Origin of the sequence: Mycobacterium arosiense ATCC BAA-1401 = DSM 45069 (genome assembly GCF_002086125.1) — a bacterium.
Classification (GTDB): domain Bacteria; phylum Actinomycetota; class Actinomycetes; order Mycobacteriales; family Mycobacteriaceae; genus Mycobacterium; species Mycobacterium arosiense.
This window is the reverse complement of record NZ_MVHG01000075.1, coordinates 1-26355: the sequence shown is the minus strand read 5'-3', so window position 1 is coordinate 26355 and position 26355 is coordinate 1. Positions and strand designations below refer to the sequence as shown.

The following is a 26355-nucleotide window of genomic DNA, read 5'->3' as shown; positions in this document are numbered from 1 at the left end:
GGGTGCATCGGGGTGGTGGCGGCGTGATCGAGGTAGACCATGACGCGAACCACGATACCGGCCCGCCCGTTCGCTCAGGCCACCAGCACGTGCCCGTGACCAGCGCGCCGGGTGGTTCCGGCGCCCACCGCGGACTGGCAGCGACCGGCCAGGGCGCGCCGGTCCGTCCCCGGGAGCTGCAGAGACTCGACGCGCACCCGCGCCAGCGTGCGGGGCACGACGAGCAGCCGGCGAATGGAGCTCAGCAGGGTCTCGTCGCCGACGAAGGCCGGCACCGTGGAGGGGCTGCCGTCGACGTGGTGATAGGTCAGCCGCACGGGCTGCACCGGGCGGCCGGCATCGATCGCGGCCTGGAACATCGCCGGGTAGAAGGCGCCCCGGTCCAGACCGCACCAGGTGGTGCCCTCCGGGAACGCCACCACCGTCTGACCGGCGCGCAGCCGGCGGGCGACGGCGTCCACCACACCGGGCAACCGCCGCAGGCTGGACCGCTCGATCGGGATGATCTTCAAAATGCGGGCCACCACCCCCGTCGCGCGGCCGGTGAACATGTCGGCGCGCGCGACGAACGACCCGGGCAGCACCGACCCGATGGCGAAGACGTCGAGCCACGACATGTGCGGGCTCACCACCAGCACTCCGCGCAGGTTGCGAATCGGGTTGCCGGTCACGGTGATTCGCACACCGAGGCAGCGCAGCACCGCGCGGCAATAGATGCGCTGCGCGCGGGTGCGGCCCGGCAGCGGAATCGCCAGCAGCGGCAGCCCCGGCGCGAGCAGCAGCGCCAGCGTGAGGCGAAGGGCGACCCGCAGGATCACCCGCAGCCGTCGCGGCGTCGCCGCGTCGCCGGCGCCCACGCAGCTCGCGTCGCACGAGGCGCGCGGCAGCCAGGAGTGTCCGGTGCCCGCGTTCATCGCCGGCCGCCCGCCATTTCCGATGCCGCGGACACCGAACGGAGTCGTTTGAGGTATCGGGTGTCGGCGTGCGCCTTGTCCAGCAGGACGCAGAAATCGCCGACGCCGAAGTCGGGATCGTGCGCGGGTTCACCGCACACCCGGGCACCCAGTCGCAGGTATCCGCGCATCAGCGCCGGAATCGAGGGCCGTGCCGGCGGCGCGATGTGGTCGAGCCTCGTCCCGTCGACGACCACCGGCCGGTGCGGGTACACCCGGTATTCCGGCGGTGCCGCATGCCGGCCGAGGATGAAGTCGCGGACGCCGCGCAGCTGACTGCCCGGCGCCCGACCGTCGTCTTCGCCGCCGACGGGTACCGATACGCATCCGGCCACGTAGTCGTAGCCGTAGCGGTCCAGGTAGGCCAGGATGCCCGCCCACATCAACAGCACGACGCCGCCGTTGCGATGCCCGTCGCGCACCACGGCGCGTCCCATCTCCACCAGGGACGGTCGCAGCGGGTCGAGCGAGCGGATGTCGAACTCGGTGGCGGTGTAGGGCCCCCCGGCCGCGATGGCGCCGGCCGGCGCCAGCATGCGGTAGCAACCGACCAACTCACCGGTGTGATCGTCGCGCACCAGCAGGTGGTCGCAGAACTCGTCGAACCGGTCGGCATCCCGCCCGTCGCGGCCCAGCGCTGGCAGTGCGAAGCCGGGCGTGCTGGTGAACACGTCATACCGGAGTCGCTGCGCCGCGTCGATCATGTCGGGGTCGGTGGACAGCAACAGGGAGTAGCGGGGTGCGGCCGGCGAGCCGCCGGTACCGGAGGGTTTCTCGCTGGGTATGAGGACTGAAGCAATGCTCATGAACCCCAACGTGGCGTAGTCGATGAGCTAGTCGGCATCGCCGCTGTGACGTGTCGGTGCACGTGAGATGACGAAATGTCGCGAGATCAACCGCGCGGCGACGCAGATCACACGGCGCGCGACGGGCGGGTGAACGAGGCGGTGCCGACTGCCACGGTTGAGCATGAGCCGCGACGGGTAGGACGTGCAGGGTGCAGGTTGCGCCATGATGCTGACCGCGGAGAAGTTCATCGCGGCCGACCCGTCGGCGGTGTGGGAGCTGTTGGTCGATCTCGATGCCTGGCCGAAGTGGGGCCCGACGATCCGGGGCGGGCGGCTCGACGCGCCGCATACCGAGCTGGGCTTGCACGCGACCGGAATGGTTCAGACGTCGCTGCTGGTGTCGGTGCCGTTCGTCATCACCGAGTTCGACCCGGGGCGGTCCTGGGCGTGGCGGGTGGCCGGCGTGCCCGCCACCCGGCACAGGGTGGCCCCGGTGCCCGGCGGGGCACGGGCATCCATGGACGTGCCGTGGTGGGCGGCGCCCTATCTGACCATCTGCTCGATCGCGCTGCGCCGCATCGACGCAATGCTGATTGGCGCCTAGCACCGTCGACGATCCGGCCTTAAAACCAAAGCCCCCGGCACCGCGGTGCCGGGGGCTTTGCGGCCGTAGGACTCAGCCCTTGCGCGCCTTGATCGCCTCGGTCAGCTGCGGAGCCACCTTGAACAGGTCGCCCACCACGCCGTAGTCGGCGATCTCGAAGATGGGCGCCTCTTCGTCCTTGTTGACCGCGATGATCGTCTTGGACGTCTGCATGCCCGCGCGGTGCTGGATCGCACCGGAGATGCCCAGCGCGATGTAGAGCTGCGGCGAGACCGTCTTACCGGTCTGGCCCACCTGGAACTGGCCCGGGTAGTAGCCGGAGTCGACCGCGGCGCGCGAGGCTCCGACGGCCGCACCCAGCGAGTCGGCCAGCTCCTCGACGACCTTGAAGTTCTCCGCGCTGCCGACGCCACGACCACCGGAGACGACGATGGTGGCCTCGGTCAGTTCCGGACGGTCGCCGGCGACCGCGGGCTCGCGGGCGGTGATCTTGGTGGCGTTCTCGGCGGCGGGCGGCACCTCGACGGTGACCTGCTCGCCGGCGCCGGCCTGCGGCTCGGCGTCGATCGCGCCGGCGCGCACCGTGATCACCGGGGTGTCGCCGTTGGCCTGCGCCTCCACGGTGAACGCGCCACCGAAGATGGAGTACGTCGCCTTGTTGCCTTCCTTGACGTCGACCACGTCGACCAGCAGGCCGGAACCGATGCGGGCCGCGAGCCGGCCGGCGATCTCCTTGCCGTCGGCGTTGGCCGACAGGATCACCGCGGCGGGCGGGTTGGACTCGGCAAGCGAGGCCAGCACGTCGACCACCGGGGTGATCAGGTACTTGTCCGCGTCGTCGGACTCGGCGATGTAGATCTTGGCGGCGCCGGCCTCCTTGAGACCGTCGATCAAGGGCGCGGCGGTGCCGGGCGCGCCGACCACGACGGCGGCGGGCTCGCCCAGCGCGCGGGCGGCGGTGATCAGTTCGGAGGTGACCTTTTTCAGCGCACCTTCTGTGTGCTCGACGAGCACCAGTACTTCAGCCATGGGTTATTTCGCTCTTTCGTGTGTCCGGAGGTGTCTGGTGCTAGATGATCTTCTGGCCGACCAGGTACTTGGCGATCTCGTTGCCGCCCTCGCCCTCGTCGGTGACCTTTTCGCCCGCGGTCTTGGGCGGCTTGGGCGTCGACGACAGCACGGTCGAACCGGCGTTCTCCAGCCCGACCTCGTCGGGCTCGACCCCGATATCGGCGAGGGTCAGCACCGTGACCTCTTTCTTCTTGGCGGCCATGATGCCCTTGAAGGACGGGAAGCGCGGCTCGTTGATCTTCTCGGTGACGCTGACCACCGCGGGCAGGGTGGCCTCGAGGGTGAACACGCCCTCGTCGGTCTCCCGCTCGCCGGTGACCTTGTCGCCCTCGATGGAAAGCTTGCGCACGTGGGTGAGCTGGGGCAGGCCCAGGTACTCGGCGATGACGGCCGGCACGGCGCCGCCGGTCCCGTCGGTGGCCTCGTTGCCGGCGATGACCAGCTCGGTGCCCTCGATGGTGCCCAGCGCGCGCGCCAACGCCCATCCGGTCTGGACCACGTCGGAGCCGTGCAGGCCATCGTCCTTGAGGTGGACGGCTTTGTCGGCGCCCATCGACAGCGCCTTGCGGATGGCCTCGGTGGCGCGCTCGGGACCCGCGGTCAGCACGGTCACCGACCCCTCGCCGCCCTCGCGCTCGCGGATCTGCAGCGCCTCTTCGACCGCGCGCTCGTTGATCTCGTCCAGCACCGCGTCGGCGGCCTCACGGTCCAACGTGAAATCGCCGTCGGAGAGCTTGCGCTCCGACCAGGTGTCTGGGACCTGCTTGATCAGGACCACGATGTTCGTCATGAGTGTGGTTCGTCCTCCTCGAAGGGGGCTCGCAGCAATCGGCTACGAAACCTCGGTACGCGTGTTACGCAACGCACGGCCGTGTTACTACCCGGTAACTTTGTGCGGTATGCATTCACACCATAGCTGGTCGGGCAGCACGTTCTGGCAGCCCGTCCGTCGCCTCACAAGGCACGGCCGCACGTCCCCGGTTCGCGAATCCGACACTTCGCGTTAGCCTGCCTATGCGATGAGCGCACTGGTCCCTGACGTCCCGCAGCACACCCCCGGCAACACCTCGTCGGTGGGCGACGCGGTGATGACGCTGACGGGCGAGCGGACCATCCCGGGATTGGACATCGAGAACTACTGGTTTCGCCGCCACGAGGTGGTCTACCAGCGGCTTGCCGGGCACTGCGCGGACGCCGACGTGCTCGAGGCCGGCTGCGGCGAGGGCTACGGCGCCGATCTGATCGCCGGCGTCGCCCGCCGCGTCATCGCCGTCGACTACGACGAGGCGGCGGTGGCCCATGTCCGCAGCCGCTACCCCCGGGTGGACGTCATGCAGGCGAACCTCGCACGGCTGCCGCTGCCCGACTCGTCGGTGGACGTTGTGGTCAACTTCCAGGTGATCGAGCACCTGTGGGACCAAACACAATTCGTCGCGGAATGCGCCCGGGTGCTGCGACCGTCCGGGCTGCTGATGATGTCGACCCCTAACCGGATCACCTTCTCCCCGGGCCGCGATACCCCGATCAACCCCTTCCACACCCGGGAACTCAACGCCGCCGAGCTGACACAGCTGCTCATCGGCGGCGGATTCGGCGGCGTGTCGATCAGCGGCGTTTTCCACGGCCCGCGGCTGCGGGAGATGGACGCCCGGCACGGCGGCTCGATCATCGACGCGCAGATCGCCCACGCGGTGGCCGATACACCGTGGCCGCCCGAGCTGGCGGCCGACGTCGCCGCGGTCACCACCGCGGACTTCGACCTGGTCGAGGCCGGCGAGGGGGCCGGCACCGGCCACCACATCGACGACAGCCTCGACCTGATCGCGATCGCGGTAGCGCCGTGAGCACGGCGCACAACCGGGTGCCCGGCCTGTTCACCCTGGTTTTGCACACCCACCTGCCCTGGCTGGCCCATCACGGCCGCTGGCCGGTCGGCGAGGAATGGCTGTACCAATCCTGGGCGGCGGCCTACCTGCCGCTGATGCGCGTGCTGAACACGTTGGCCGGTGAAGATCGCCGAGGCCTGCTCACGCTCGGCGTCACTCCGGTGGTCAACGCGCAGCTCGACGACCCGTACTGCCTCGACAGCATGCACCACTGGCTGGCCAACTGGCGATTGCGCGCCCTGGAGGCCACCAGCGTGCGCTCCGCCCCCCGCTCGAAGTCGGCCGGTTACCCGTCGTGCACGCCGGATGCGCTGCGTGCCTTGGGGATTCGCGAATCCGTCGAGGCCGAAGGCGCGCTGCACGACTTCGCCACCCTGTGGCGGCACGGTGGCAGCCCGCTGCTGCGCGGCCTGCTCGACGCCGGCACGGTGGAGCTGCTCGGCGGGCCGCTGGCCCACCCGTTTCAGCCGCTGCTGGCGCCCCGGCTGCGCGAGTTCGCGCTGCGCGAGGGCCTGGCCGACGCGCAATCGCGGCTGGCCCGGCGCCCGGGCGGGATCTGGGCGCCCGAATGCGCCTATGCGCCGGGCATGGAACACGACTACTCGGCCGCGGGCGTCACCCACTTCATGGTCGACGGCCCGTCGCTGCACGGCGACACCGCTCTGGGCCGGCCCGTCGGTGACACCGACGTGGTGGCGTTCGGGCGCGATCTGCAGGTCAGCTACCGGGTGTGGTCACCGAAGTCCGGCTATCCCGGGCACGCCGCCTATCGCGACTTCCACACCTACGACCACCTCACCGGCCTCAAGCCGGCCCGGGTGACGGGCCGCAACGTGCCCTCGGAGGACAAGGCGCCGTATGACCCCGAGCGCGCCGGCCACGCGGTCGATACGCACGTCGCCGACTTCGTCGAGGTGGTCCGCAATCGGTTGCTGTCGGAGTCCGAGCGCATCGGGCGACCCGCCCATGTCATCGCCGCCTTCGACACCGAGCTGTTCGGCCACTGGTGGTACGAGGGCCCGGCGTGGCTCGAGCGGGTGCTGCGGGCGTTGCCCGAGGCGGGCATTCGGGTGGGCACGCTGTCCGACGCCATCGACGGCGGCTTCGTCGGGACCCCGGTCGCCCTGCCGCCCAGCTCGTGGGGATCGGGCAAGGACTGGCAGGTCTGGGCGGGCGATCAGGTCGCCGATCTGGTGGCGCTGAACGGCGAAGTGGTCGACATGGCGCTGAGCACCGTCGACAAGGCGCTGTCCCAGACGGCGTCGTTGGACGGGCCCATCCCCCGCGACCACGTCGCCGATCAGATCCTGCGCGAAACGCTGCTCACCGTCTCCAGCGACTGGCCCTTCATGGTCAGCAAGGATTCCGCCACCGACTACGCCCGCTACCGCGCCCACCTGCACGCGCACGCCACCCGCGAGATCGCCGACGCGCTGGCGTCCGGCCGGCGCGACACCGCGCAGCGGCTGGCCGAGGGATGGAACCGCGCCGACGGGCTGTTCGGTGCACTCGATGCCCGCAGGCTGCCCCGATGACATCCCGCCTTCTCCGCGAGCGTGCGTGTCGGTACGGTGACACGCCGCGACACACGGCATTTCGTGCACGCTCGTGGCCGAAGGGACACGCGTGAAGATCCTCATGGTGTCGTGGGAATACCCGCCGGTGGTGATCGGCGGGCTCGGCCGGCACGTGCATCACCTGTCGACCGCGCTGGCCGCCGCGGGTCACGACGTCGTCGTGCTGTCGCGCCGTCCGACCGGGACCGATCCCCGCAGCCATCCGTCGTCGGATCAGATCAGCGAGGGTGTCCGGGTGATCGCGGCCGCCCAGGACCCGCACGAATTCGACTTCGGCACCGACATGATGGCCTGGACGCTGGCCATGGGCCACTCCATGATCCGCGCCGGGCTGCCGCTGACCAAACCGGGCACCAGCCGCACCTGGCGGCCCGACGTCGTGCACGCCCACGACTGGCTGGTGGCCCACCCGGCGATCGCGCTCGCCCAATTCTACGACGCGCCAATGGTTTCCACGATGCACGCCACCGAAGCCGGCCGGCACTCCGGCTGGGTCAGCGGTAAGATCAGCCGCCAGGTGCACGCGGTCGAGTCGTGGCTGGTGCGCGAATCCGACTCGCTGATCACGTGTTCGGCGTCGATGGCCGACGAGATCACCGAACTGTTCGGTCCCGGCCTGGCCGAGATCACGGTGATCCGCAACGGCATCGAGACCGCGCGGTGGCCGTTCGCGCCGCGCCGGCAGCGGACCGGGCCGGCCGAACTGCTCTATCTGGGCCGGCTCGAGTACGAGAAGGGGGTGCACGACGTCATCGCCGCGCTGCCCAGGATCAGGCGCAGCCACCCCGGCACCACCCTGACCATCGCCGGCGAGGGCACCCAGCAGGGCTGGCTCGTCGAGCAGGCCCGAAAGCACCGGGTGCTCAAGGCAATCCGGTTCGTCGGGCACCTCGACCACGCGGAGCTGTTGGCCCTCCTGCATCGCGCCGACGCCGCGGTGCTACCCAGCCATTACGAGCCGTTCGGGCTCGTGGCCTTGGAGGCGGCCGCGGCCGGCACTCCCCTGGTGACGTCCAACATCGGTGGCCTGGGCGAGGCGGTGATCAACGGCCAGACCGGTGTCTCGTACCCGCCGCGCCACGTGGCCCGGCTGGCCGCGGCGGTGCGCAGCGTGCTCGACGATCCGCAGGCCGCACAGCAGCGCGCCCACGCCGCCCGCGAACGACTCACCTCGGATTTCGACTGGCACACCGTGGCCGACAAGACCGCGCAGGTGTACCTGTCGGCCAAGCGCGGGGTGCGCCAGCCGCACGCGCGGCTGCCCATCGTCGAACACGCCTTGCCGAACCGGTAGGGGCTGACGTTTCGGAAATGGGGCTGGAGTATTCGAGCGTCGTGGACGCCGGAATCACCGACGTTTTCGACTGGTATGCCCGGCCCGGGGCGTTCGCCCGGCTCGCGCCGCCGTGGCAGCCGATGCGCCTGGTCACCGAGGCGGCCTCGCTCGAGGACGGGCGCGCCACGCTGGCGCTGCCCGGCGGCCTGCGCTGGGTCGCCCTCCATCAGCCGGACGGTTACGACCCACCCCGACGATTCGTCGACACCATCGGCGGCGACGGACTGGCGACCCTTCCGGCGCGAATCGCCGTGCGCTGGCGCCACATTCATGAGTTCGAGGACCTCGGCGGCAACCGCACCAGGGTGATCGACCGGGTCGAGACGCCGGTGCCGCGGGCACTGTTGCGGCCCATGTTCGACTACCGACACCGGCAGCTGGCCGACGACCTGGCCGCGCACCGGTTGGCCGCCGAGAACGGGCTGCGCCCGAGGACGATCGCGGTCACCGGATCGTCGGGGCTGGTCGGTTCGGCGCTGACCGCCTTCCTGCGCACCGGCGGGCATCGGGTGGTCCGGCTGGTCCGGCATGCCGCCCGCGGCGACGACGAGCGGCGGTGGGATCTCGACGATCCCGACCCGCGGCTGTTCCACGGAATCGACGCGGTGATCCATCTGGCGGGAGCCTCGATCGCCGGCCGGTTCACCGACAAACACCGGAAAGCCATCCAGAACAGCCGAATCGAGCCCACCCGGCGGCTGGCCGAATTGCTGGGTCGCAGCGAGCCCCGGCCCGCCGCACTGATCTCGGCGTCGGCGATCGGCTACTACGGGTACGACCGCGGCGATGAAATCCTCACCGAGGACAGCGATCGCGGCGACGGCTTTCTGGCCGACGTGGTGACCGGCTGGGAGGAGGCGACCGCGCCCGCGCAGCTGGCCGGGGTGCGGGTGGTGCGGGTGCGCACCGGCATCGTGCAATCGCCCGCCGGCGGCACACTGAAGCTCATGCGCCCGCTGTTCGGCGCCGGGTTGGGCGGCCGGCTGGCTGACGGTCGCCAATGGCTGTCCTGGATCGGCATCGACGACCTGGTGGACGTCTACCACCGCGCGCTCTGGGACACTACGTTATCGGGGCCGTTGAATGCCGTTGCACCACAACCGGTCCGCAACCGCGACTACACCGCTACCCTGGCGTCGGTGTTGAACCGGCCGGCGGTGTTGCCGGTGCCGTCGCTGGGCCCGCGGCTACTGCTGGGCGCGCAGGGCGCCCGCGAACTGGCGACCGCGAGCCAGCGGGTGGCTCCGGCCAAGCTCGCCGCCGCCGGGCACCGGTTCCGTCGCCCCGACCTCGACGGGGCCCTGCGCCACCTGTTGGGGCGCACCGGTTGACGATGCCCGTTACGGCACCGGCCGCACGGTGAGCGGTCCGGCGGTGACGTCACGGCTGAGCGCCTCGACCAACGACCGGGGGTGCAGCACCGGGCTCGCTGTCCCCGAGCCGTGCAGGAACCCGTCGATGAGGTCGGCCAGTGCGGCCACCGATCGCCATCGCGGCGACCATTCGAGCAGGTCGCGTGCCCGGCCGGTGTCCAGCAGGGGCAACGAATACGCCATGTCGAGCCAGCCGCGGTCGATCGGCTGCAATCGAGCCCGCCACGATGCCTCCACGGCAAGCCAGAGTAGGCGCAAGGGCACATGAATCGGGTATGCCCGCAACGCTTTTGCGATGTCGTCGCGGGACACCGGCGGTTCCGCGGCAAGGTTGAACGGCCCCGTGGCGCGACGCTCGATCGCCCTCACGCAGGCGTCGGCGACATCTTCGGCGTGCACGATGGACACGCACAGCGAGCGGTCCAGCGGCAGCACCGGCAGCCAGCGCAGCCATCGCGAGTCCAGGTATGCGGGCAAGGTATAGCGTCGCAGGCCCATCGCGGCGTCGCGCTGCATGATGAAGCCGGGCCGCATCCGGGCGATGCCGACGCCGTCGGGATTGCGGCGCTCGTAGTCGTCGAGCATGTGCTCCACCGTGGATTTCGCCCGGCTGTAGGCGGAGGACCTGATGCCCGCGGTCGACCACGACTCGTCGACCCTCTCCCCGTACCGTCCGGGGGCATACGTCCCCACCGACGACATGTGGACCAACTGCTGCACTTTGGCGTTATTGGCCGCGCTCAACACGGCAGAGCTCCCGTGGACGGCGACAGCGTCCAGATAGCGCGTGTTACGGGTGGGTTGGAACCCCCACGCCAGATGGATCACACACTGCGCGCCGCGAAAAACGTTGAGCAGCTGGATTTCCACGCCCGGATCCGCGAGGTCGAGCTCATGCCATTGGACGGATCGATACACCCCGTCCGCCGGCGGTCGTCTGCGGGTGACACCGACGATCTCGTGGTCGGTGCCGTCTTCGGCGAGCCGGCGCAGCAGCGCGGTGCCGACGTTGCCACTGGCCCCGGTGATGACGATCCGCTTGGACACGGCTACCTCCTACAAGCGAGCCGGCTACTCTTCGGCATGCCTGCCGTCGCGGCTGTGCTGATAGGCGCGGGCGCGCAGGTCCGCGAGCCACCGGGGGTGCAGGCTCAGGCCGGGCGGCGTGTTGCGGACGGGGTCGAACGACACGTCGTGGTCGATCACGGTGGTCAGGGTCATGCGGGCCACGGGCGTGAAATCCCCTGTGCCGCAGGCCTGATCGAGCGCCACCTCGATGTTGCCGCGCTCGAGCTTCGTCCGGACGCTGTCCAGCGACAGTCCCGCGCCGCCGATCTCGCTCGAGGTTTTGGCCCGCAGCCACCAGTTGTTGTCCCGATAGTGCAGCGGCATCAGTGTGGTCAGCGTTTGACCGTTCCACGACGTGGCCGGCCGCAGCGCCACCGCGCGCGACAACACCCCCGACCCCGAGGAGACCAGCAGGATGTCCCACGGCTGCGGTGTGGGCACCCGGAAGGCCAGCCCGATGAAGTCGGGCAGCGCTCCTGGCGTGCCGGTGGCCTTAGACACGCGCGCAACGATCTGCGACGACACAATGGGCAGGCCCTGGCCCGCCGGGGCGACGCGTTCGATGACGCCCTGCGTTAGCACTCCGATCGGGTGGAAGAGGCGCTTACCCCGGATCGCCGAGCCCCACTGGAAGGGCAGGGCGGCAAGTTCGAAAACGTTCACCGGCGGCGGGTTCCCACTCTGCGGCCGGGGAAACACGGGCGGCCAGGGACGCGGGCTAGATCATCCGCAGGACGGGCGGTCGTTGCTGCTGCGGGCTGTAGGTGTGGCTGTCGATGTAGACCTGCGCCATCACCGCCTGCCACGACTCGATCTGGGGCGCGGACTTCCAGGTGCCCTCGACCAAGCCCACGATCACGGCGTTGTCGTCGTCGGTCAGCAGGTATACGGGGCCGCCGAAGTCCCGGCTGGCGAACCCCATGTCGGTGGTGGTGAAACGGCCGTTGCTCACCGAGCTGATCGAGCCGCATCGTTGACCGGTCGCGCTGCGCAGCTGACACACCGGCATGCCCGGCTGCGCGTACACCCCGGGCAGGGAACCCAGATGGCGCCCCGTCGGCAGCACATCGCTGGCCGCCACCTCCGGCGCGATCGCGATGACTTCGTATTCCACGGGCAGCATCGAGATGTCCACGGCGGAGTCGGCCTCGACCTGGCGGCGCCCGAGTATCACCGAGCCGATCGGGTTGCGGTCATGGTCGGTCACCATCGGGTTCCGGCCATCGCACTGGCCACTGGTCACGGCCACCCGCAGCCGCGGCTCGACCAGTCCCACCATGCAGACCGCGGTGCCTTGGCGAATTTCCATTCCGGGGAACACGGTGCCGCCGGGGTCGGCGGCCGCCTGACCCGGCGCGGCAAAGAGCGACGCCGTGACTGCGGAGGTGATCGCTAGCCGGTACCACCGGCGGTCGAGCTCTTCCATTGGGGCGCATCACCCCTCACGTCGATCAGGGGTCTGTCGCGTCAGTTACTCGACACGCGTATACCCGCCGTCGACGCTGTCAAACCACGCGCTGCGCGGCAAGATCCAGACCCCGGCCCTTGCTCCCCCGCGTTGCGTCAGTGTGGCGGGTGCGCGGGCGCTGCGGTCCGCACAGGGGGCACGTCACCGGTGCGGGCGCATCGTTGCGCGAGAACACCTTTCGGCGGTCCGCGGCATGGCCGTCACGGGAAAATCGTTGCGTCGCAGGGTATGTATCTGCGCGGCCGCGCTCGGCCGGCGCAGCACGGTGAAGCGCCAAATTTATGTTTCAGTTATTGAACAAGGTGGTATCTCGGTAGCGGGCGCGACGCGGGGCGCGTCCGACGGTCAGCGTTGTGGTTTTGCCCGCCTCATCGGCGGGTATGACGCGGGTGTTTGGACCGCGCGGGCCTTGGCATGCCGTTGCGTCCGGGAGGGAGCGCTTGCGCACAATGAGGGCCGCACAATGAGGGCCGCACAATGAGGGCTCTGTTGTTTTCACCGGCGACGGTGTCGCCGCCGGTGGCGATCGGTTGGCTGAACGCCGACGACTTCCAAGCATGGCGATCGAACGTCCGGCGGATGGTGTTGGGCGACGTCGCCGACTTCGTCGCCGCACGGCGCGTCGGCGAACTGGACGATGCGCGCGTCGACGCCGCCGGCGACATTCTGGCGCAGTTCGTCTCCGGCGGTAAATGCCTGCGATCCGCCTTCGCGTACCTGGGTTGGCTGTGCGGCGCGCCGCCCGACGAGGCCGCGCTGCGGGCCGCGGCCAGCTTCGAACTGCTGCACGCCTTCGCGCTGCTGCAAGACGACGTCATGGATGGTTCCGCCGAACGGCGCGGGCGCCTCTCGGCGCACCGGCAATTCGGCCAATGGCATCGCGAACGCGGGTTGTCCGGCTCGTCGCAGCGATTCGGCGAATCGGCCGCCATTCTGCTGGGCGACCTCTGCCTCATCTGGGCCGAACAGATGCTGCGCGACAGCGGCGTCGAGCCCGTGCGCCTGCAACGCGCGTGGCCCCGCTACGACGCCATGCGCACCGAGCTCGCCGTCGGACAGTTCGCCGACCTGACCAGCGATGCGCGCCGGATGCCCGGGCTGGAAGTGGTGCTCGATGTGGCACGACGTAAGTCGGGCAACTACACCGTGCGCCGGCCGTTGGAAATCGGCGCGGTGATGGGCGGGTGCGACGATCGGACGCTGTCACAGCTGGGCCGCTACGGCGGCGCCGTCGGCGAGGCATTCCAGCTTCGTGACGACGTGCTCGGCGTTTTCGGGTCGCCGGCCGTCACGGGCAAGCCCTGTGCGGGCGACCTGCTCGAGCGCAAGGCGACCAGCGTCGTGGTGGCCGCCCACCAGCTCGCCGATGCGCCGGCACGGGCTGAACTTTGCGAGCTCGCGAACCGTGAACCGCTCGACGACGCCGCCATCGACAGGTGGAAAGCGCTCATCGTCGAGACGGGGGCGGTGCAGCTGATCGAGGAGATGATCGACGACCGCGTCGCGTCCGCGCGCGACCACCTCAGCGACCTGCCGATCGACGGGCCGGTTCGCACCGCGCTGGCCGAAATGGCCGCCGTCTGCACGGATCGCGCCGAATGAGTGGCACCGACCGGGGAGCCCGTTGATCATGCGGACCATCGAAGGACGCACCGATCACGTGGTGGTCATCGGCGCCGGGCTGGCCGGTCTTGCCGCGGCGTTGCACCTGGCCGGCCGGGGACGTGCGGTCACGGTGGTGGAGCGCCAGCAGTGGCCCGGCGGGCGGGCCGGTCGTCTGGACATCGACGGCTACCGGATCGACACCGGGCCGACGGTGCTCACCATGCCGGACATCATCGACGAGACGTTCGCCGCGATCGGCGAGAAACTCTGCGACCGCATGGAGCTGCTGACGGTCGATCCGGCCTATCGCGCGGTGTTCGCCGACGGCAGCGCGCTGGACGTGCACAGCGACGCGGATCGGATGGCCGACGCCGTCGCGGAGTTCGCCGGCTTCGGGCAGGCGGCGGGCTATCGGCGGCTTCGGAAGTGGCTGACGCGGTTGTATGACACCGAATTCGACGGCTTCATCGCCGCGAATTTCGACTCCCCGCTCTCCCTGCTGCGCCCGCAACTGGCGCGGCTGACCGCGATCGGTGGCTTTCGCAAATGGGACCGGATGGTCAAGCGGTACATCAGCGACCCACGGCTGCAGCGAATCTTCACCTTCCAGTCGCTGTATGCGGGCGTGGCGCCGCGCGACGCGCTCGCGGTCTACGCGGTGATCGCTTACATGGACACCGTCTCGGGAGTGGTGTTTCCACGCGGCGGGGTACGCGCACTGCCCGACGCGCTGGCCGCGGCCGCCATCAACGCCGGCGTCGAATTTCGTTACGGCGCAACCGTTAGCACGCTCGAGCGTTCCGTCGGCCGGGTCAGCGCCGTGGTGACCGACCAGTCCGGCCGGATTGCCTGCGACGCGGTGGTGTTGACCACCGAACTCCCGCAGACCTACGAGCTGCTGGGCCGCACACCGCACCGCCTGGTGCGGCTGCGACCCTCACCCTCGGCCGTGGTGGCGCACCTGGGTTGTCCCGCCGTCGAATCGGAGACCGCCCATCACACCATCTTGTTCGGCGAGGCATGGGATCGGACCTTCACCGACATCGTCGACGACGGGGCGCTCATGCGGGATCCGTCGTTACTGGTCACCCGGCCGACGGCCAGCGATCCGACCCTGGCTCCCGAGGGCCGCGATCTGCTCTACGTGCTGGCCCCCGCACCGAATCTGGACCGCGGCAGAATCGATTGGGCCAGCGCCGGAGGCCCCTATGTCGAGGACATGATCACGCACGTCGCCGACCGGCTGCTGCCCGGTTTACCGCACGACGCAACGGTTTTGGATGTCGTCACCCCCGCCGACTGGGCGCGTCAGGGCATGGCCGCCGGCAGTCCGTTCGCGCTCGCCCACACGTTCGGTCAGACGGGACCGTTTCGGCCGGGCAACATGGTGCGCGGCATCGACAACGCGGTGCTCGCCGGGTCCTCCACGGTGCCCGGCGTCGGCGTTCCGACCGCGCTGATTTCCGGGCGGCTCGCCGCCGACCGCATCACCGGCGTCGCCGGACCCTCGGCGACGCACGTCGACTTGAAAGCCGGCTTGGCATGATGCGCGGCGAGCTGGCCGCGGCCGGGATCGACGATCCGTGGCTGCGCGACGGGTATCGCCGGTGCCGGGAACTCAATGCCGCGCATGGCCGCACCTTCTTTCTCGCGACCCGGCTGCTCGCGCCCGACCAGCGGCCACCGGTGCACGCGCTGTACGGTTTCGCCCGCTACGCCGATGACATCCTCGACGATCTCGACCCGCACCTCGGCGCCGACGTCCGCGCCCAGCGGCTGGCGCAGCTGTCGGAGCGATTCTTCTCCGGCGATGCCCACCTGGACGACCCGCTGGTCGCCGCGGTGACCCACACCGTGCGGCGCTATCAGATCAGCGCGCATCTGTTCGAGGACTTTTTGGCTTCGATGCGGATGGACCTCACGGTCACCGACTATCCGGACCGCGATGCCCTCGACCGCTACATGCGCGGCTCAGCGGAAGCCATTGGGCTGCAGGTGCTTCCGATATTGGGTACGGTTACGCCCGTGCAGGAGGCGGCGCCATACGCCGCGGCCCTGGGTCGCGCGTTCCAGCTCACCAATTTCCTGCGCGACGTTGACGAGGACCTGCAGCGCGGCCGGGTCTACCTGCCGGCCGACGAACTGGCCGCCGACGGGGTCGACAGGGAGCTGTTGATGTGGTGCCACAGCCATCGCCGCACCGATCCTCGGGTGCGCCGGGCCCTGGTCACCCAGCACGAAATCACCCGGCAGACTTACCGATTCGCCGCCGACGGGATCGCCACGCTCGCCCGCCGCTCGCGACCGTGCGTGGCGACCGCGGCGGCGCTGTACTCGGAGATCCTGGACTGCATCGAAAGAAGCGACTTCGCGGTGTTCGATTACCGCGCCACCGTCGGCACGGCGCGACGGCTTCGGGTCGCCGGTGCTGGACTGATACGGTCGTGGCGGGCGCGCAACGGCGCTCGGGGCGTTCGTCAATCGGGGGCCGCATGAGCGATCGGTGGCAATACCTGGCGGTGCTGGCCGCATGCCTGGTGATCACCGCGCCGCTGGAGATCTTCGGCCCCGGCGTCTACCGCCGGTGGCGACGGGTCGTCAAGGCGGTCCTGCCGGTGGCCGCGGTGTTCTTGATCTGGGATGAGATCGCCGTCGCCGCGCACGTGTGGACCTACGACCGCGCCTACCTGTGCGGCCTGGGCATCCCGTTCCGGGTACCGCTCGAAGAGGTGCTGTTCTTCCTCGTCATTCCGGTCTGCGCGTTGCTGACCTACAACGCCGTGACGACCATCCTGGAAAAGGTGCACCGCCGATGACGGGCATCGGCTACACGCTGCCGGCCGCGCTGGCGGTATTGCTGGTCTGCGCACTGGAATTGGCGGTGTTGCGGACCGGGCTCTTCCGGCGTCCGGCGTACTGGCTGTCGATGCTGATCGTACTGGGATTCCAGATCCCGGTGGACGGCTGGCTGACCAAACTCAGCTCCCCCATCGTCGTCTACGACGATCGGCAGTTGAGCGGCGTGCGTTTTCCGTTCGACATCCCGGTCGAAGACTTTCTGTTCGGCTTCGCGTTGGTCACCGCGGTGCTGCTGCTGTGGGAGCGGCAACGTGCGCGTCGGTGATGCAGGTTCCGCGCACCGCGATTTGGCGGCCGCGTTCGACGCGGGTGCGCCGGCGTACGACCGGCTGGTCGGCGCCAGCCCGGGTTACCACGCGCAGCTGACCTTGTCGGCGCGCCGGATGCGAATCCCGCACCGCGGCAAGGGCTTACGGCTTCTCGATGCCGGTTGCGGCACGGGCGCCTCGACGGCCGCGCTGCTCGCCGCCGCACCCGAGGCCGACATCGTCGCCGTCGATGCGTCGCACGGAATGCTCGAAGCCGCGCGCGCCAAACAATGGCCCGCCTCGGTGCGCTTCGTGCACACCCCCGTCGAGCAGCTGGCGGAGCACGGGATCACCGGACCGTTCGACGCCATCCTGGCCGCCTACCTGATCCGTAACGTCGCCGACCGCGACGCCCAGCTGCGCCGCTTCCGCCGGTTGTTGCGCCCGGGCGGCACCCTGGCGGTGCACGAATACTCGGTGCGCGACTCCGTGGCCGCCACCCGCATCTGGCATGCCGTGTGCTGGGGCATCATCATTCCCGCGGGATGGTGGCGCACCCGGGACGCCGGGCTGTATCGCTACCTGTGGCGCAGCGTGCTGGAGTTTGACGGCGCCGCGCGGTTTCGGACTCGCCTCGCCGACGCCGGCTTCACCGCGGTACACAGCGAGACCATGCCCGGGTGGGAAGCCAATATCGTGCACACCTTCCTGGCGGACGCGCCGCGATGACCGCCGATCGGCGGCGCCGGACATTCGCCGCGCCAACGGGATTGCCGGATGCCGGTGCGCTGCCGACGCGTCCACGGGTGGCCGTCGTCGGCGGCGGGATCGCCGGGCTGACGGCCGCCACCGGGCTGGCCGAGCGCGGCGTCGCCGTCGAGGTCATTGAAAGCGAGCGCTACCTCGGCGGCCGGGTGGGGGGCTGGACCGAGCGCGACGGCGAGGCCGGGCTCGCGATGAACCGCGGCTTCCACGCGTTCTTCCGGCAGTACTACAACCTGCGCGCCCTGCTGAGCCGAATCGACCCGCAATTGCGGATGCTCACTCCCGTCGAGGATTACCCCCTGATCGACGGCGCGGGCCGGCGCGACAGCTTCCGCGGGCTGCCGCGCACCCCGCCATGGAACGCCGTCGTCTTTGCGGCGCGCAGCCCGACGTTCCGCCTTCGCGACTTCACCCGCATCGACGCCCGCGCGGCCGCGCCGCTGGCCGCCGTGTCGGTGCCCGGCACGTATGAGCGCCTGGACCACACCGACGCCGCGACGTTTCTCGAGGACATCAGATTCCCCGAGGCCGCACGGCATCTGGCGTTCGAGGTGTTCTCCCGCAGCTTCTTCGCCGACCCCGCCAAGCTCTCCGCGGCCGAGTTGGCCACCATGTTTCACATCTACTTCCTGGGATCGTCCGAGGGTCTGATCTTCGACGTGCCGGTGGCGAATTACGACAGCGCGCTGTGGCAGCCGTTGCGCAGCTATCTCGAGGGGCGGGGCGTGCGGTTGCGGCTCGCCACCAAGGTGCTGCGCATCGACACGGACACCGCGCAGTCTTTCCAAGTGCACACCGATTCCGATGACCACCGCGAGGTCGACGCCGTCGTATTGGCCACCGACATCGCGGGTTTACAGCGGATCGTCGCCGCCTCGCCCGACCTGGGCACCGAGGCCTGGCGCACCCAGATCTCCCGGCTGCGCACCGCGCCGCCGTTCGTCGTGCATCGATTGTGGCTCGACCGCCCGGTCGCGCCGCACCGGCCGGCGTTCCTGGGCACCGCCGGCCATGAACCGCTGGACAACATCAGCGTGCTGGAGCGCTACGAAAGCCAAGCACGCGACTGGGCCGGCATGCATCATGGTTCCGTCGTCGAATTGCATTCGTACGCATTGGATTCCGCGCTGAACCGGGACGCCGCGCTACGGCAGCTGCACAGGGTGTACCCGGAAACCGCCGCGGCCCAGATCGTCCACGAGAAGCTGCTGCATCGCAACGACTGCCCGCTGTTCGCGCCGGGCTCCTATTGCTCCCGTCCCCCGGTCCGCACGCCCACGCCGGGCTTGTTGCTGGCCGGCGACGCCATCCGCATCGATTTGCCGGTGGCGCTCATGGAGCGCGCCGCCACCACCGGCTGGTGCGCGGCGAACCAACTCCTGCAACGATGGGGATTAGCCGGACATCCGTTGGCCACGGTACCCACCCAAGGCCGGTCACCGCTGCTTCGATGGCTTGCCACCCGCGAAAGATCCACCACACCATGAGGTTCCGCGAACAACTACAGCAGCGTTTGTCCGCCACCCGGGCCAAAGGGTGGCCACTGCAGGTGATCCCGCGCATGTCATGGGCCGATCAGCGCCCGACCTATCGCGACGCGCAACCGGCCATCATTGAGGGCGCGCTGCGCCGCTCGCAGCGCAAACCCACCGGCAACTGGTATGCCTTCGCCGCCAGTCGACAGGTGTCCGCCAAGCGCCCCTTGGGCACCCGCGTCGCCGGTGTCGAGGTCGTGGCCTGGCGCGACGACCGGGGGCGGTTATGCGTGGGCCCGCGCAGTTGCCCCCATCTGGGCGCCGACCTCGCCACCGGAACCGTGCACCGGGGCACGCTGATCTGCCGCTGGCACGGGCTGACCCTGGACGGACACGCTCGCGAATTCGGCTGGAGCCCGTTGCCCAGTCACGACGACGGCGTCCTGGCCTGGGTACGGCTCGACGCGGCGGGCGGCCAGGACCCGCTGGACCGGCCGGTGATTGCGCAACGGCCGGCCGGCGACACCCTGAGCGCGGTCGCCCGCATGGCGGGCGTCTGCGAACCGAGCGACATCATCGCCAACCGGCTCGATCCGTGGCACGGCGCGTGGTTTCACCCCTACTCGTTCACCCGGCTCGACGTGCTCACCACGCCCACCGAAGAGGCGGACCGATTCTTGGTGGCGGTGACCTTCCGGATGGGTCGCGTCGGGGTGCCCGTCGTCGCGGAGTTCAGCTGCCCGGAGGCACGCACCATCGTCATGCGCATCGTGGACGGGGAGGGGACGGGCAGCGTCGTCGAAACCCATGCCACGCCAATCGGTTCGGGTCCCGACGGCCGACCACGCACCGCGGTCCTGGAGGCCACCATCGCGCATTCGGACCGGCCCGGTTTCACGCGCGCCGCTCGGGCGGCGCCGCTGCTCACACCGTTCATGCGGTACGCCGCCACCAAGCTATGGCGCGACGACCTCGCCTACGCCGAGCGCCGCTACCAGGTTCGCGCCGGACTCGGCTGATCCCGCGCCACGCCGTGCGCAAGGAGGCGCCGTCGCCTCATGGGACGTGGTCGCCGGCCGGTTCGATCGCGGTGGGAGTCGGGTCGAGGCCCTGGCCGGCCGTTTTCCGCCGCAGGACCCACACCGTCCCCGCCAGCAGGGCCGCCGCCAACACGATCGCAATCGGCCACATGGCCAACTGCGCAAGCCACAACCGCCGTTGCAGGCGCAGCACCTTGCGCTCGGCACGCCCCAGCCGTCGCGACGTCTCGATCACAGTCATCGCCCCGTCAGATACCCGGCGCGGGCTCCCTCAAACCGTCGCGGCGCGCGGCGTTGCACCAACCGTTCGGGTGCCCAATCCCCGAATCCGACGATTCGCGCCGCGCTGCGGGGGGAATGCTGCGACCAACACGGGGAGGAAAGCATGGACGACGGGGCCGGTGGCGAGATCGACGGTGTGGCGCAGGCGGTAGGAAAAGTGACCGAGGCGCTGGAGACCATCGAGCGCGCCCGCGGGCATCTGTACGCCTTCCATCAGCTCACCGGCCGGGCCGACCTGCAACTCGACGAGGCGGTGGCGCGGCTGCGCGAGACCGGCCACGCCGATCTGGCCCAACACATCAGCACCGAGCTGATCGGGCGCAACGTCCTGCCGGGCCGGTGGAGCTTCCAGGTCGTCGAGGACTACGACGACGGCTACTACCGCTGCTTCACCCAGATCGAACAGCTGGTGCGAAGCCGGCTCACCGACGGTCGCCGCCACGTCTATGAGATGGCCCTCAAAGAGCGCCGACGCACTACTGGGCATCCGGCCCACACCGCCTCCCCCGGTGACGGCTCGACGAAAGGTGAATCCCGATGAGCGACAACCAATTCAACAAGGGTGACAAGGTCGAGTGGCAAAGCCACGGCACCACGGTCCGGGGCACGGTAGAGGCCAAGATCACCTCCGACACCGAAGCCGCCGGGCGCACGGTGCGGGCGTCGAAGGACGAGCCGCAGTACAAGGTGCGCAGCGATAAGACGGGCGCCGACGCGGTGCACAAGCCCGATGCGCTGCGCCGCGTAAAGTGAATAGCTGCAACAGGATCGAGGATTGGCCATGACCGACGACCACCAAACCACCTGGGATAGCTTCCGGGACACCGTCAACATGACCGCGCGCGAGCTGGAAAACTGGCTTGGCACCGAGGAATCGAAGAGCGTGGGCCAAAAGCGGGGCGGTGGCGAGGCCACGGGACACGCCAGTGGCCGTCACATCGTCAAAATACTCAAGGCCAAACGGGCCGACCTCACCGAGGACGACTACGCGCACATGCGAAAGGTTGTCGGTTACGCCAAGCGACACCTGGCGCAACGCCCCAAGGGCGACATCGACGAAAGCCCGTGGCGCTACTCGCTGATGAACTGGGGCCACGACCCCGCGAAGTCCTGAGTCCGTCCGCTATCGCGGCCGCGTTCGCGGCGACGGCGTTCCGCCCGGCGTGCCACAGGCTGATGGCCCCGAAACGCCCGGGCGTCTGCCTGCCGCCGATGGCGGTCGCAGATGCGCTGGCCGCCTTTCAAGAAGGATGCGGGTAAGTGACCAAGCGCGCCGCCGCTGACCGGCGACCAGATCGAGCCGAACTCGAGACATTGATGTCGGCCGATATGCGCGCGATCACCGCACAGTCCGACCGCATCGGCCGGCACTTCGCCCGGCTAAACGATGTCAGAGGCACGGATTTTCATGCGTTGCTGCACATCATGGTCGCCGAGACCGCCGGGGAGCCGTTGACGGCGGCCCAGTTGCGCCGGCGCATGGACGTCTCACCGGCCGCGATCACCTATCTGGTCGACCGCATGATCGACGCCGGCCACGTCCGGCGCGAACCCGACCCCCAGGACCGGCGCAAGACCCTGCTGCGCTACGAGAAACCGGGCATGGCGCTGGCCCGGTCATTCTTCACTCCCCTTGGTGCCGAGCTACATACGGCGCTGGCCGACCTTCCCGATCGCGACCTGGCGGCGGCACATCGGGTGTTCACCGCGATGATCGAGGCGATGGCCAGCTTCGAATCACGATTCGCCACACCGGGTCCGAGGACGCCCGCGGCCACCGAACCGAAGCGCGCGACGGTCAAGGGCCGTCGCGGTCCGGCGAGACGCGGCGCCGCGCCGGACTAGTGCACCGGCCGCTCGGCGGCGCAACCCAGTAGCCGCTGCTCGATCAAGTCGGCGCCGTGGGCCACGCCCCCCGTCGCGGCGAGCCCCGCGGCCACGCGGTGCGCGCCGTCGACCATCGTCATCGCCTTGCGCACCTTGGCCCTCAGCCGCGCCGGGGTCAGCTTCTTGGCGGCCAGGCGGGTTCCGCAGCGGGCGATCTCCACTCGCCTCGCGACCTCGGCCTGGTCGCGCGCGAAGGGCACGACGCAAACCGGGACACCCCGCTCGACGGCCTTCAGCGTCGTGCCCATCCCCCCATGCGTGATGGCGCAGCTGGCCTTGCCGAGGATGGCCGCGTGCGGCACGAACCGGCACACGGTCGCGTTCTCGGGTCGCGGCAGCTCAGCGGGCACACCGGCCGGGAACGTCGCCACGACATGAACGTCCTCGTCGGCGAGCGCGCGCAACGCGATTCGCCCCAGGGCCTCGTCACCCTGCCGCAACGAGGAGGTGTTCACCAGCACGATCGGACGATCGATGGCATCGATCCACTCCGGTGCGGGGGCCGTCGAGGGCTCGAATGCGCAGGCACCGATGTGGTGCACCACGCCGGACCATCCGGGGTGCGGGTACTCGAACGGCTCGCCGCCGACCGCCAGTACCAGGGGGGCGCGGCGCATGAAACCGTCCACCGAGCCGACCGGCGGCACGCCCAGCTCGGCACGAATGCCGTTGACGCGGGGCAACATTGGCCGGTCGAACAGGTGGCTGACGATCGGTCGCACCGTGGCGTCGCGGATGTCACCGACGATGCCCGGCAGCGGACGAAAACCCGGACCGAATGGTGGCACGCCGCGGGACCGCAGGTAGGGCGTGAACGGTGAAAACAGTAGCCACGGAAGATCCCCGGCGTCCGCGGCCGACAGAGCTCCCCAGCAGTTCGCATCCACGATCACCGCGTCCGGCCGGGTCACACTTACCGCACGCCGAAAGTCGTCGACTTCCAGCACCGCCCGCCGGCATAGCACGTCGATCGTTAACTTCAACACTCCCAGAGCGTTTCGCGCCTGCCAATCGTTGCCGGCGATCGCCTCGATCTGCGGGTCGACCGGTTCGGCGTGCACACCGATCGACCGCATCATCGAAACACCGGTCGACATGGTGCGCAGGTGCACCTCGTGCCCGCGCCGGGCCAGTTCGGCGAGCAGCGCCCCGGTCGGCAGCAGATGCCCCAGGGCCGGCGAGCCGTACGCCAGGATGACGGCCACGTCGCGCGGACCTAGTCCGCGCCGACGAGGTCGACGCCGCGCAGGTCTGCCAGGTTCGCGGCGCCACAGCCGTGCAGGCAGACGCGCAGCTCGTCGATGAACGGCTGCAGCCAATCGACCACGGCGGCAGTCGATTCGATGGCCGCCGGCAGCAGCGGCCGCGCGATCGCCACGACGTCGGCGCCCAGCGCGATCGCCTTGGCCGCGTCCATCCCCGTACGGATGCCACCGGAGGCCACCAACGGGATCGCCGGTAGCACCTGACGCACCTCCACGATGGCGCGGGCGGTGGGGATACCCCAGTCGGCCAGATGCGGATAGCGCAGTTCGCCGTACCGCACGAACTGCTCGACACGCGACCATGACGTGCCGCCGGCGCCCGCGACGTCGATTCCGGCCACCGGCAGTTCGCCTCCTGACCCGACCAGCTCCGCGGCCGCCGCGCCGCCGATCCCGTGCCCCACCTCCTTGAGCAACACCGGATAGTCGACGGTGTCGGCGGCATCGCGCAACCTGCTCAGCGAACCGGAGAAGTCGGTGTCGCCGTTGTGTTGCATCGCTTCCTGGAGCGGATTGGTATGCACGGCAAGCGCGTCGGCCCCCACCCGGTCAAGGGCCTTCGCCAGATCGGGAACGGCGGTCTTGGTCAGCTGCGCCAGACCGATGTTGCCGAACAGCAAGACATCCGGGGCGACATCGCGCACCGTGAAGCTGTCGGCCGCGCGCTCCCCCAGCGCGCTGTCCAACATGATGCGCTGCGAGCCCAGCATCATGCCCAGGCCCAGTTGTTGCGCCGCCGCGGCCAGATTGCGGTTAATCGTCCCGGACAGCTCGGCGCCCCCGGTCATCGCGCCGATGAGTATCGGCGACCGCAGGCGGGCACCGAAAAAATCGGTGGACAAATCGATGTCGCCCAGATTCGTCTGGGTCAGCGCGTTGTACGGCAGTTCATAGCGGTCCAGCCCGTTGGTGACGCCGTCGTAGCCGACCGGCTCGCTCAGGCAGACGTCGATGTGCCGCCGCTTGCGGGTGGTCATCTCGCCGCGTTCAGCGGTCATCGCAGGTCCCCCTCGCGTCCGACGCCACCCCCGCCCCGCGTCCCTACTGTCCATAGTGCCCCCTCCCGCGTACCGTCGGCACCGTCGCGTGGCGATGGTCCATTTCAGTTGATTGATGTTTCACACACTGAAAGGGTTGTAAACGTGGATCGCGTGGCGGCCGCTGTGACGGGCCGGCGTTCATGGCTGCTCGCTCTAATCGCGGCCGCGCTCGGCGTTGGCTTGATGGCCGTTATCGGCGGTAACGCCGCCGCGGGCCAGTCGCCACAATCCGTTCCGGTCTCTGCGCAATCCGCGCGGGTCGACGCCCTGGCCAGGCAGTTTGCCGGGGGTGAGACGGCCCCGCTAATCGTGGTGGTCACCCGCATCGATGGAGGCGCGCTGGCCGCGTCCGATCGCGCCGCCGCCCAGGCCGCAAGGGCTCGGGCGCTGGCGGCCGCGCAGCCCGGTGCGAATGCGGCGGCGAGTCCGCTGCTGCCGTCCAGCGACGGCAGGGCCGCGATGGCCGTGGTACCGCTGAACGCCGAGCTGTCCGGGCTGGCCCTGGCCGACGCCGTGACCACGTTGCGCACGGCCGCGGCCACCGGTCTGCCCGCGCAGCTGCAGGTGCATGTGACGGGCGGCCCCGCGTTCGGGGCGGACATCGCCGGCGCGTTCGCGGGCGCCAACATCACCCTGCTCGCGGTGACGACGGCGGTGGTGGCGCTGCTGCTGATCGCCACCTACCGTTCGCCGGTGCTATGGCTGGTCCCGCTGCTCGTCGTCGGATTCGCCGATCGAGTGGCCGCGGCGATCGGCACGGCGGTCGCATCGCTGACCGGGTTGAGTTTCGATGGCGCCACCTCCGGGATCACCAGCGTGTTGGTTTTCGGCGCCGGCACCAACTACGCGCTGCTGTTGATTTCCCGGTATCGACAAGAGCTGCGCCGCCATTGCCGACACCGGGCCGCCCTGCGCGAGGCCGTGCGCGGGGCGGGGCCGGCGATCGTCGCCAGCAACGCCACCGTGGTGGCGGCGTTGCTCACCCTGCTGTTGGCGTCCACCCCGAGCACCCGCAGCCTTGGCGCGCTCGCGGCGTGCGGCCTTGCCGTCGCGGCGATTTCGGTGCTGGTGATCCTGCCCCCGCTGCTGGCCGTCGGTGGGCGGCGATTGTTCTGGCCGTTCGTTCCGCGCCCGGGCGACGGCGATACCCTCGGCTCCGGCGCGTGGCTTCGCGTAGCGGAATGGGTGAATCGGCGCCCCGCGCTGGTGGCGACGGTCACGGTCGCGGTGCTGGTGGGCCTCGGCACCGGCTTGCTGGGAACTCGAATCGGTTTGACGCAGACCGAACAGTTCCGCGTGCGCGCGGACTCGGTGGTCGGTTACAACGCCGTGGCCCAACATTTTCCGGCCGGCGTGACCAATCCGGCGCTGATCATCGGGCGCACGAATCTCGGGGCGTCGCTGCGGCAGGCAATCATTGCCACCCCCGGCGTCGTCTCGGTGACCGAGTCGGGCCGATCAAGATCCGGGGTGACCAAGTGGTCGGCGGTGATCGACGCGCCGCCGTCATCCAGGCAGGCGTTCACCGCCGTTGCGGCACTGCGGGATTCGACGCGGGCCATCGACAGCGCAGCGCTGGTGGGCGGGCCCGACGCGCAGGCCCTCGACGTTCGCGATGCGGCCACGCACGACCGGCTGCTGCTGATCCCGGCGATCCTGGCCGTGATCCTGGTCGTCGTGTACGTGGTGCTGCGCTCGGCCCTCGCGCCACCGACGCTGTTGGCCGCGACGATCCTGGGAGCGCTGGCCGCGCTGGGCATGGGTG

The 26355-nt window shown here is 69.8% G+C and carries 28 protein-coding genes; 18 read left to right on the top strand and 10 right to left on the bottom strand.

What is annotated here, in order from left to right:
* Nucleotides 1-74 precede the first annotated feature (74 nt).
* Nucleotides 75-914 (bottom strand): lysophospholipid acyltransferase family protein, encoded by an 840-nt coding sequence (locus tag BST14_RS21790; RefSeq protein WP_083066442.1) that lies wholly within the window; start codon nt 912-914, stop codon nt 75-77.
* Entirely contained in the window at nt 911-1759 is an 849-nt protein-coding gene (locus BST14_RS21785) for a GNAT family N-acetyltransferase (protein ID WP_083066441.1), read from the bottom strand. The genes BST14_RS21790 and BST14_RS21785 overlap by 4 nt, the downstream gene beginning before the upstream one ends.
* Before the next feature lie 205 nt (nt 1760-1964).
* On the opposite strand from BST14_RS21785, the gene BST14_RS21780 reads away from it, so the two are divergent.
* Entirely contained in the window at nt 1965-2345 is a 381-nt protein-coding gene (locus tag BST14_RS21780) for an SRPBCC family protein (RefSeq protein ID WP_083066440.1), read from the top strand.
* A gap of 72 nt (nt 2346-2417) precedes the next feature.
* On the opposite strand, the gene BST14_RS21775 is transcribed toward BST14_RS21780, so the two are convergent.
* Both BST14_RS21775 and BST14_RS21770 read right to left on the bottom strand, forming a co-directional pair.
* Nucleotides 2418-3374, bottom strand: a complete 957-nt coding sequence (locus tag BST14_RS21775) for an electron transfer flavoprotein subunit alpha/FixB family protein (RefSeq protein ID WP_083066439.1) — start codon at nt 3372-3374, stop codon at nt 2418-2420.
* Between the two features lie 40 nt (nt 3375-3414).
* Nucleotides 3415-4206, bottom strand: coding sequence for an electron transfer flavoprotein subunit beta/FixA family protein (locus BST14_RS21770; protein ID WP_083066438.1), 792 nt, complete (start codon nt 4204-4206; stop codon nt 3415-3417).
* A gap of 229 nt (nt 4207-4435) precedes the next feature.
* Between BST14_RS21770 and BST14_RS21765 the strand changes: the two genes are divergently transcribed.
* The 4 genes from BST14_RS21765 to BST14_RS21750 all read left to right on the top strand — a co-directional run bounded on the left by BST14_RS21765 (nt 4436) and on the right by BST14_RS21750 (nt 9546).
* Nucleotides 4436-5260, top strand: coding sequence for a class I SAM-dependent methyltransferase (locus tag BST14_RS21765; RefSeq protein WP_083066437.1), 825 nt, complete (start codon nt 4436-4438; stop codon nt 5258-5260).
* On the top strand, nt 5257-6837 hold the full coding sequence (locus tag BST14_RS21760) for a 1,4-alpha-glucan branching protein domain-containing protein (RefSeq protein WP_083066436.1): 1581 nt from the start codon (nt 5257-5259) through the stop codon (nt 6835-6837). Before BST14_RS21765 ends, BST14_RS21760 begins: the two co-directional genes overlap by 4 nt.
* 91 nt (nt 6838-6928) lie before the next feature.
* Entirely contained in the window at nt 6929-8173 is a 1245-nt protein-coding gene (locus tag BST14_RS21755; RefSeq protein ID WP_083066435.1) for a glycosyltransferase family 4 protein, read from the top strand.
* 17 nt (nt 8174-8190) lie between these two features.
* Nucleotides 8191-9546 carry a TIGR01777 family oxidoreductase gene (locus BST14_RS21750; protein WP_083066434.1) on the top strand — a complete coding sequence of 452 codons (1356 nt, stop codon included), beginning with the start codon at nt 8191-8193 and terminating at the stop codon, nt 9544-9546.
* A gap of 9 nt (nt 9547-9555) precedes the next feature.
* Here BST14_RS21750 and BST14_RS21745 read toward each other — a convergent pair whose 3' ends face one another.
* The 3 genes from BST14_RS21745 to BST14_RS21735 are packed head-to-tail and all read right to left on the bottom strand — an operon-like array spanning nt 9556 to nt 12082.
* Nucleotides 9556-10635 (bottom strand): NAD-dependent epimerase/dehydratase family protein, encoded by a 1080-nt coding sequence (locus tag BST14_RS21745; protein ID WP_083066433.1) that lies wholly within the window; start codon nt 10633-10635, stop codon nt 9556-9558.
* A 24-nt stretch (nt 10636-10659) separates the two neighbouring features.
* A complete protein-coding gene (locus tag BST14_RS21740) occupies nt 10660-11319 on the bottom strand; it encodes a phosphodiesterase (protein WP_083066432.1) in 660 nt (219 codons plus the stop codon).
* 55 nt (nt 11320-11374) lie between these two features.
* Entirely contained in the window at nt 11375-12082 is a 708-nt protein-coding gene (locus BST14_RS21735) for an Rv1815 family serine proteinase (RefSeq protein ID WP_083066431.1), read from the bottom strand.
* A gap of 519 nt (nt 12083-12601) precedes the next feature.
* Between BST14_RS21735 and BST14_RS21730 the strand changes: the two genes are divergently transcribed.
* Genes BST14_RS21730 through BST14_RS21695 form a run of 8 tightly spaced genes read left to right on the top strand, consistent with a single transcriptional unit; the run spans nt 12602 to nt 20095 of the window.
* Complete coding sequence (locus BST14_RS21730) at nt 12602-13726, top strand: polyprenyl synthetase family protein (protein WP_083066430.1); 1125 nt, start codon at nt 12602-12604, stop codon at nt 13724-13726.
* Between the two features lie 28 nt (nt 13727-13754).
* Nucleotides 13755-15275, top strand: a complete 1521-nt coding sequence (crtI, locus tag BST14_RS21725) for a phytoene desaturase family protein (protein ID WP_083066429.1) — start codon at nt 13755-13757, stop codon at nt 15273-15275.
* Nucleotides 15272-16225: a phytoene/squalene synthase family protein gene (locus BST14_RS21720; RefSeq protein ID WP_083066428.1), complete on the top strand. Its 954-nt coding sequence runs from the start codon at nt 15272-15274 to the stop codon at nt 16223-16225. The genes crtI and BST14_RS21720 overlap by 4 nt, the downstream gene beginning before the upstream one ends.
* On the top strand, nt 16222-16545 hold the full coding sequence (locus BST14_RS21715; protein ID WP_083066427.1) for a lycopene cyclase domain-containing protein: 324 nt from the start codon (nt 16222-16224) through the stop codon (nt 16543-16545). Before BST14_RS21720 ends, BST14_RS21715 begins: the two co-directional genes overlap by 4 nt.
* Nucleotides 16542-16853: a lycopene cyclase domain-containing protein gene (locus BST14_RS21710; RefSeq protein ID WP_083066426.1), complete on the top strand. Its 312-nt coding sequence runs from the start codon at nt 16542-16544 to the stop codon at nt 16851-16853. The genes BST14_RS21715 and BST14_RS21710 overlap by 4 nt, the downstream gene beginning before the upstream one ends.
* A complete protein-coding gene (locus BST14_RS21705) occupies nt 16840-17565 on the top strand; it encodes a class I SAM-dependent methyltransferase (protein WP_083066425.1) in 726 nt (241 codons plus the stop codon). The genes BST14_RS21710 and BST14_RS21705 overlap by 14 nt, the downstream gene beginning before the upstream one ends.
* Nucleotides 17562-19088: a hydroxysqualene dehydroxylase gene (locus tag BST14_RS21700; RefSeq protein ID WP_083066424.1), complete on the top strand. Its 1527-nt coding sequence runs from the start codon at nt 17562-17564 to the stop codon at nt 19086-19088. Before BST14_RS21705 ends, BST14_RS21700 begins: the two co-directional genes overlap by 4 nt.
* On the top strand, nt 19085-20095 hold the full coding sequence (locus BST14_RS21695; protein ID WP_083066423.1) for a Rieske (2Fe-2S) protein: 1011 nt from the start codon (nt 19085-19087) through the stop codon (nt 20093-20095). The genes BST14_RS21700 and BST14_RS21695 overlap by 4 nt, the downstream gene beginning before the upstream one ends.
* 37 nt (nt 20096-20132) lie before the next feature.
* On the opposite strand, the gene BST14_RS21690 is transcribed toward BST14_RS21695, so the two are convergent.
* Nucleotides 20133-20357 carry a hypothetical protein gene (locus BST14_RS21690; protein ID WP_083066422.1) on the bottom strand — a complete coding sequence of 75 codons (225 nt, stop codon included), beginning with the start codon at nt 20355-20357 and terminating at the stop codon, nt 20133-20135.
* 144 nt (nt 20358-20501) lie between these two features.
* Here BST14_RS21690 and BST14_RS21685 point away from each other — a divergent pair, with 144 nt between their 5' ends.
* The 4 genes from BST14_RS21685 (at nt 20502) to BST14_RS21670 (ending at nt 22243) form a co-directional block, all read left to right on the top strand.
* Nucleotides 20502-20939: a hypothetical protein gene (locus BST14_RS21685; protein WP_083066421.1), complete on the top strand. Its 438-nt coding sequence runs from the start codon at nt 20502-20504 to the stop codon at nt 20937-20939.
* Nucleotides 20936-21151, top strand: a complete 216-nt coding sequence (locus BST14_RS21680; protein WP_083066420.1) for a hypervirulence associated TUDOR domain-containing protein — start codon at nt 20936-20938, stop codon at nt 21149-21151. The genes BST14_RS21685 and BST14_RS21680 overlap by 4 nt, the downstream gene beginning before the upstream one ends.
* A gap of 28 nt (nt 21152-21179) precedes the next feature.
* Nucleotides 21180-21512 carry a DUF3140 domain-containing protein gene (locus tag BST14_RS21675; protein ID WP_083066419.1) on the top strand — a complete coding sequence of 111 codons (333 nt, stop codon included), beginning with the start codon at nt 21180-21182 and terminating at the stop codon, nt 21510-21512.
* A 146-nt stretch (nt 21513-21658) separates the two neighbouring features.
* Nucleotides 21659-22243: a MarR family winged helix-turn-helix transcriptional regulator gene (locus BST14_RS21670; RefSeq protein ID WP_083066418.1), complete on the top strand. Its 585-nt coding sequence runs from the start codon at nt 21659-21661 to the stop codon at nt 22241-22243.
* Here BST14_RS21670 and BST14_RS21665 read toward each other — a convergent pair.
* A complete protein-coding gene (locus BST14_RS21665; RefSeq protein WP_083066417.1) occupies nt 22240-23490 on the bottom strand; it encodes a glycosyltransferase in 1251 nt (416 codons plus the stop codon). The two genes, BST14_RS21670 and BST14_RS21665, sit on opposite strands and share 4 nt — an antisense overlap.
* 11 nt (nt 23491-23501) lie before the next feature.
* Complete coding sequence (fni, locus tag BST14_RS21660; protein ID WP_083066416.1) at nt 23502-24548, bottom strand: type 2 isopentenyl-diphosphate Delta-isomerase; 1047 nt, start codon at nt 24546-24548, stop codon at nt 23502-23504.
* 165 nt (nt 24549-24713) lie between these two features.
* On the opposite strand from fni, the gene BST14_RS21655 reads away from it, so the two are divergent.
* A partial coding sequence (locus BST14_RS21655; RefSeq protein WP_245845602.1) for an MMPL family transporter occupies nt 24714-26355 on the top strand: 1642 nt, incomplete at its 3' end.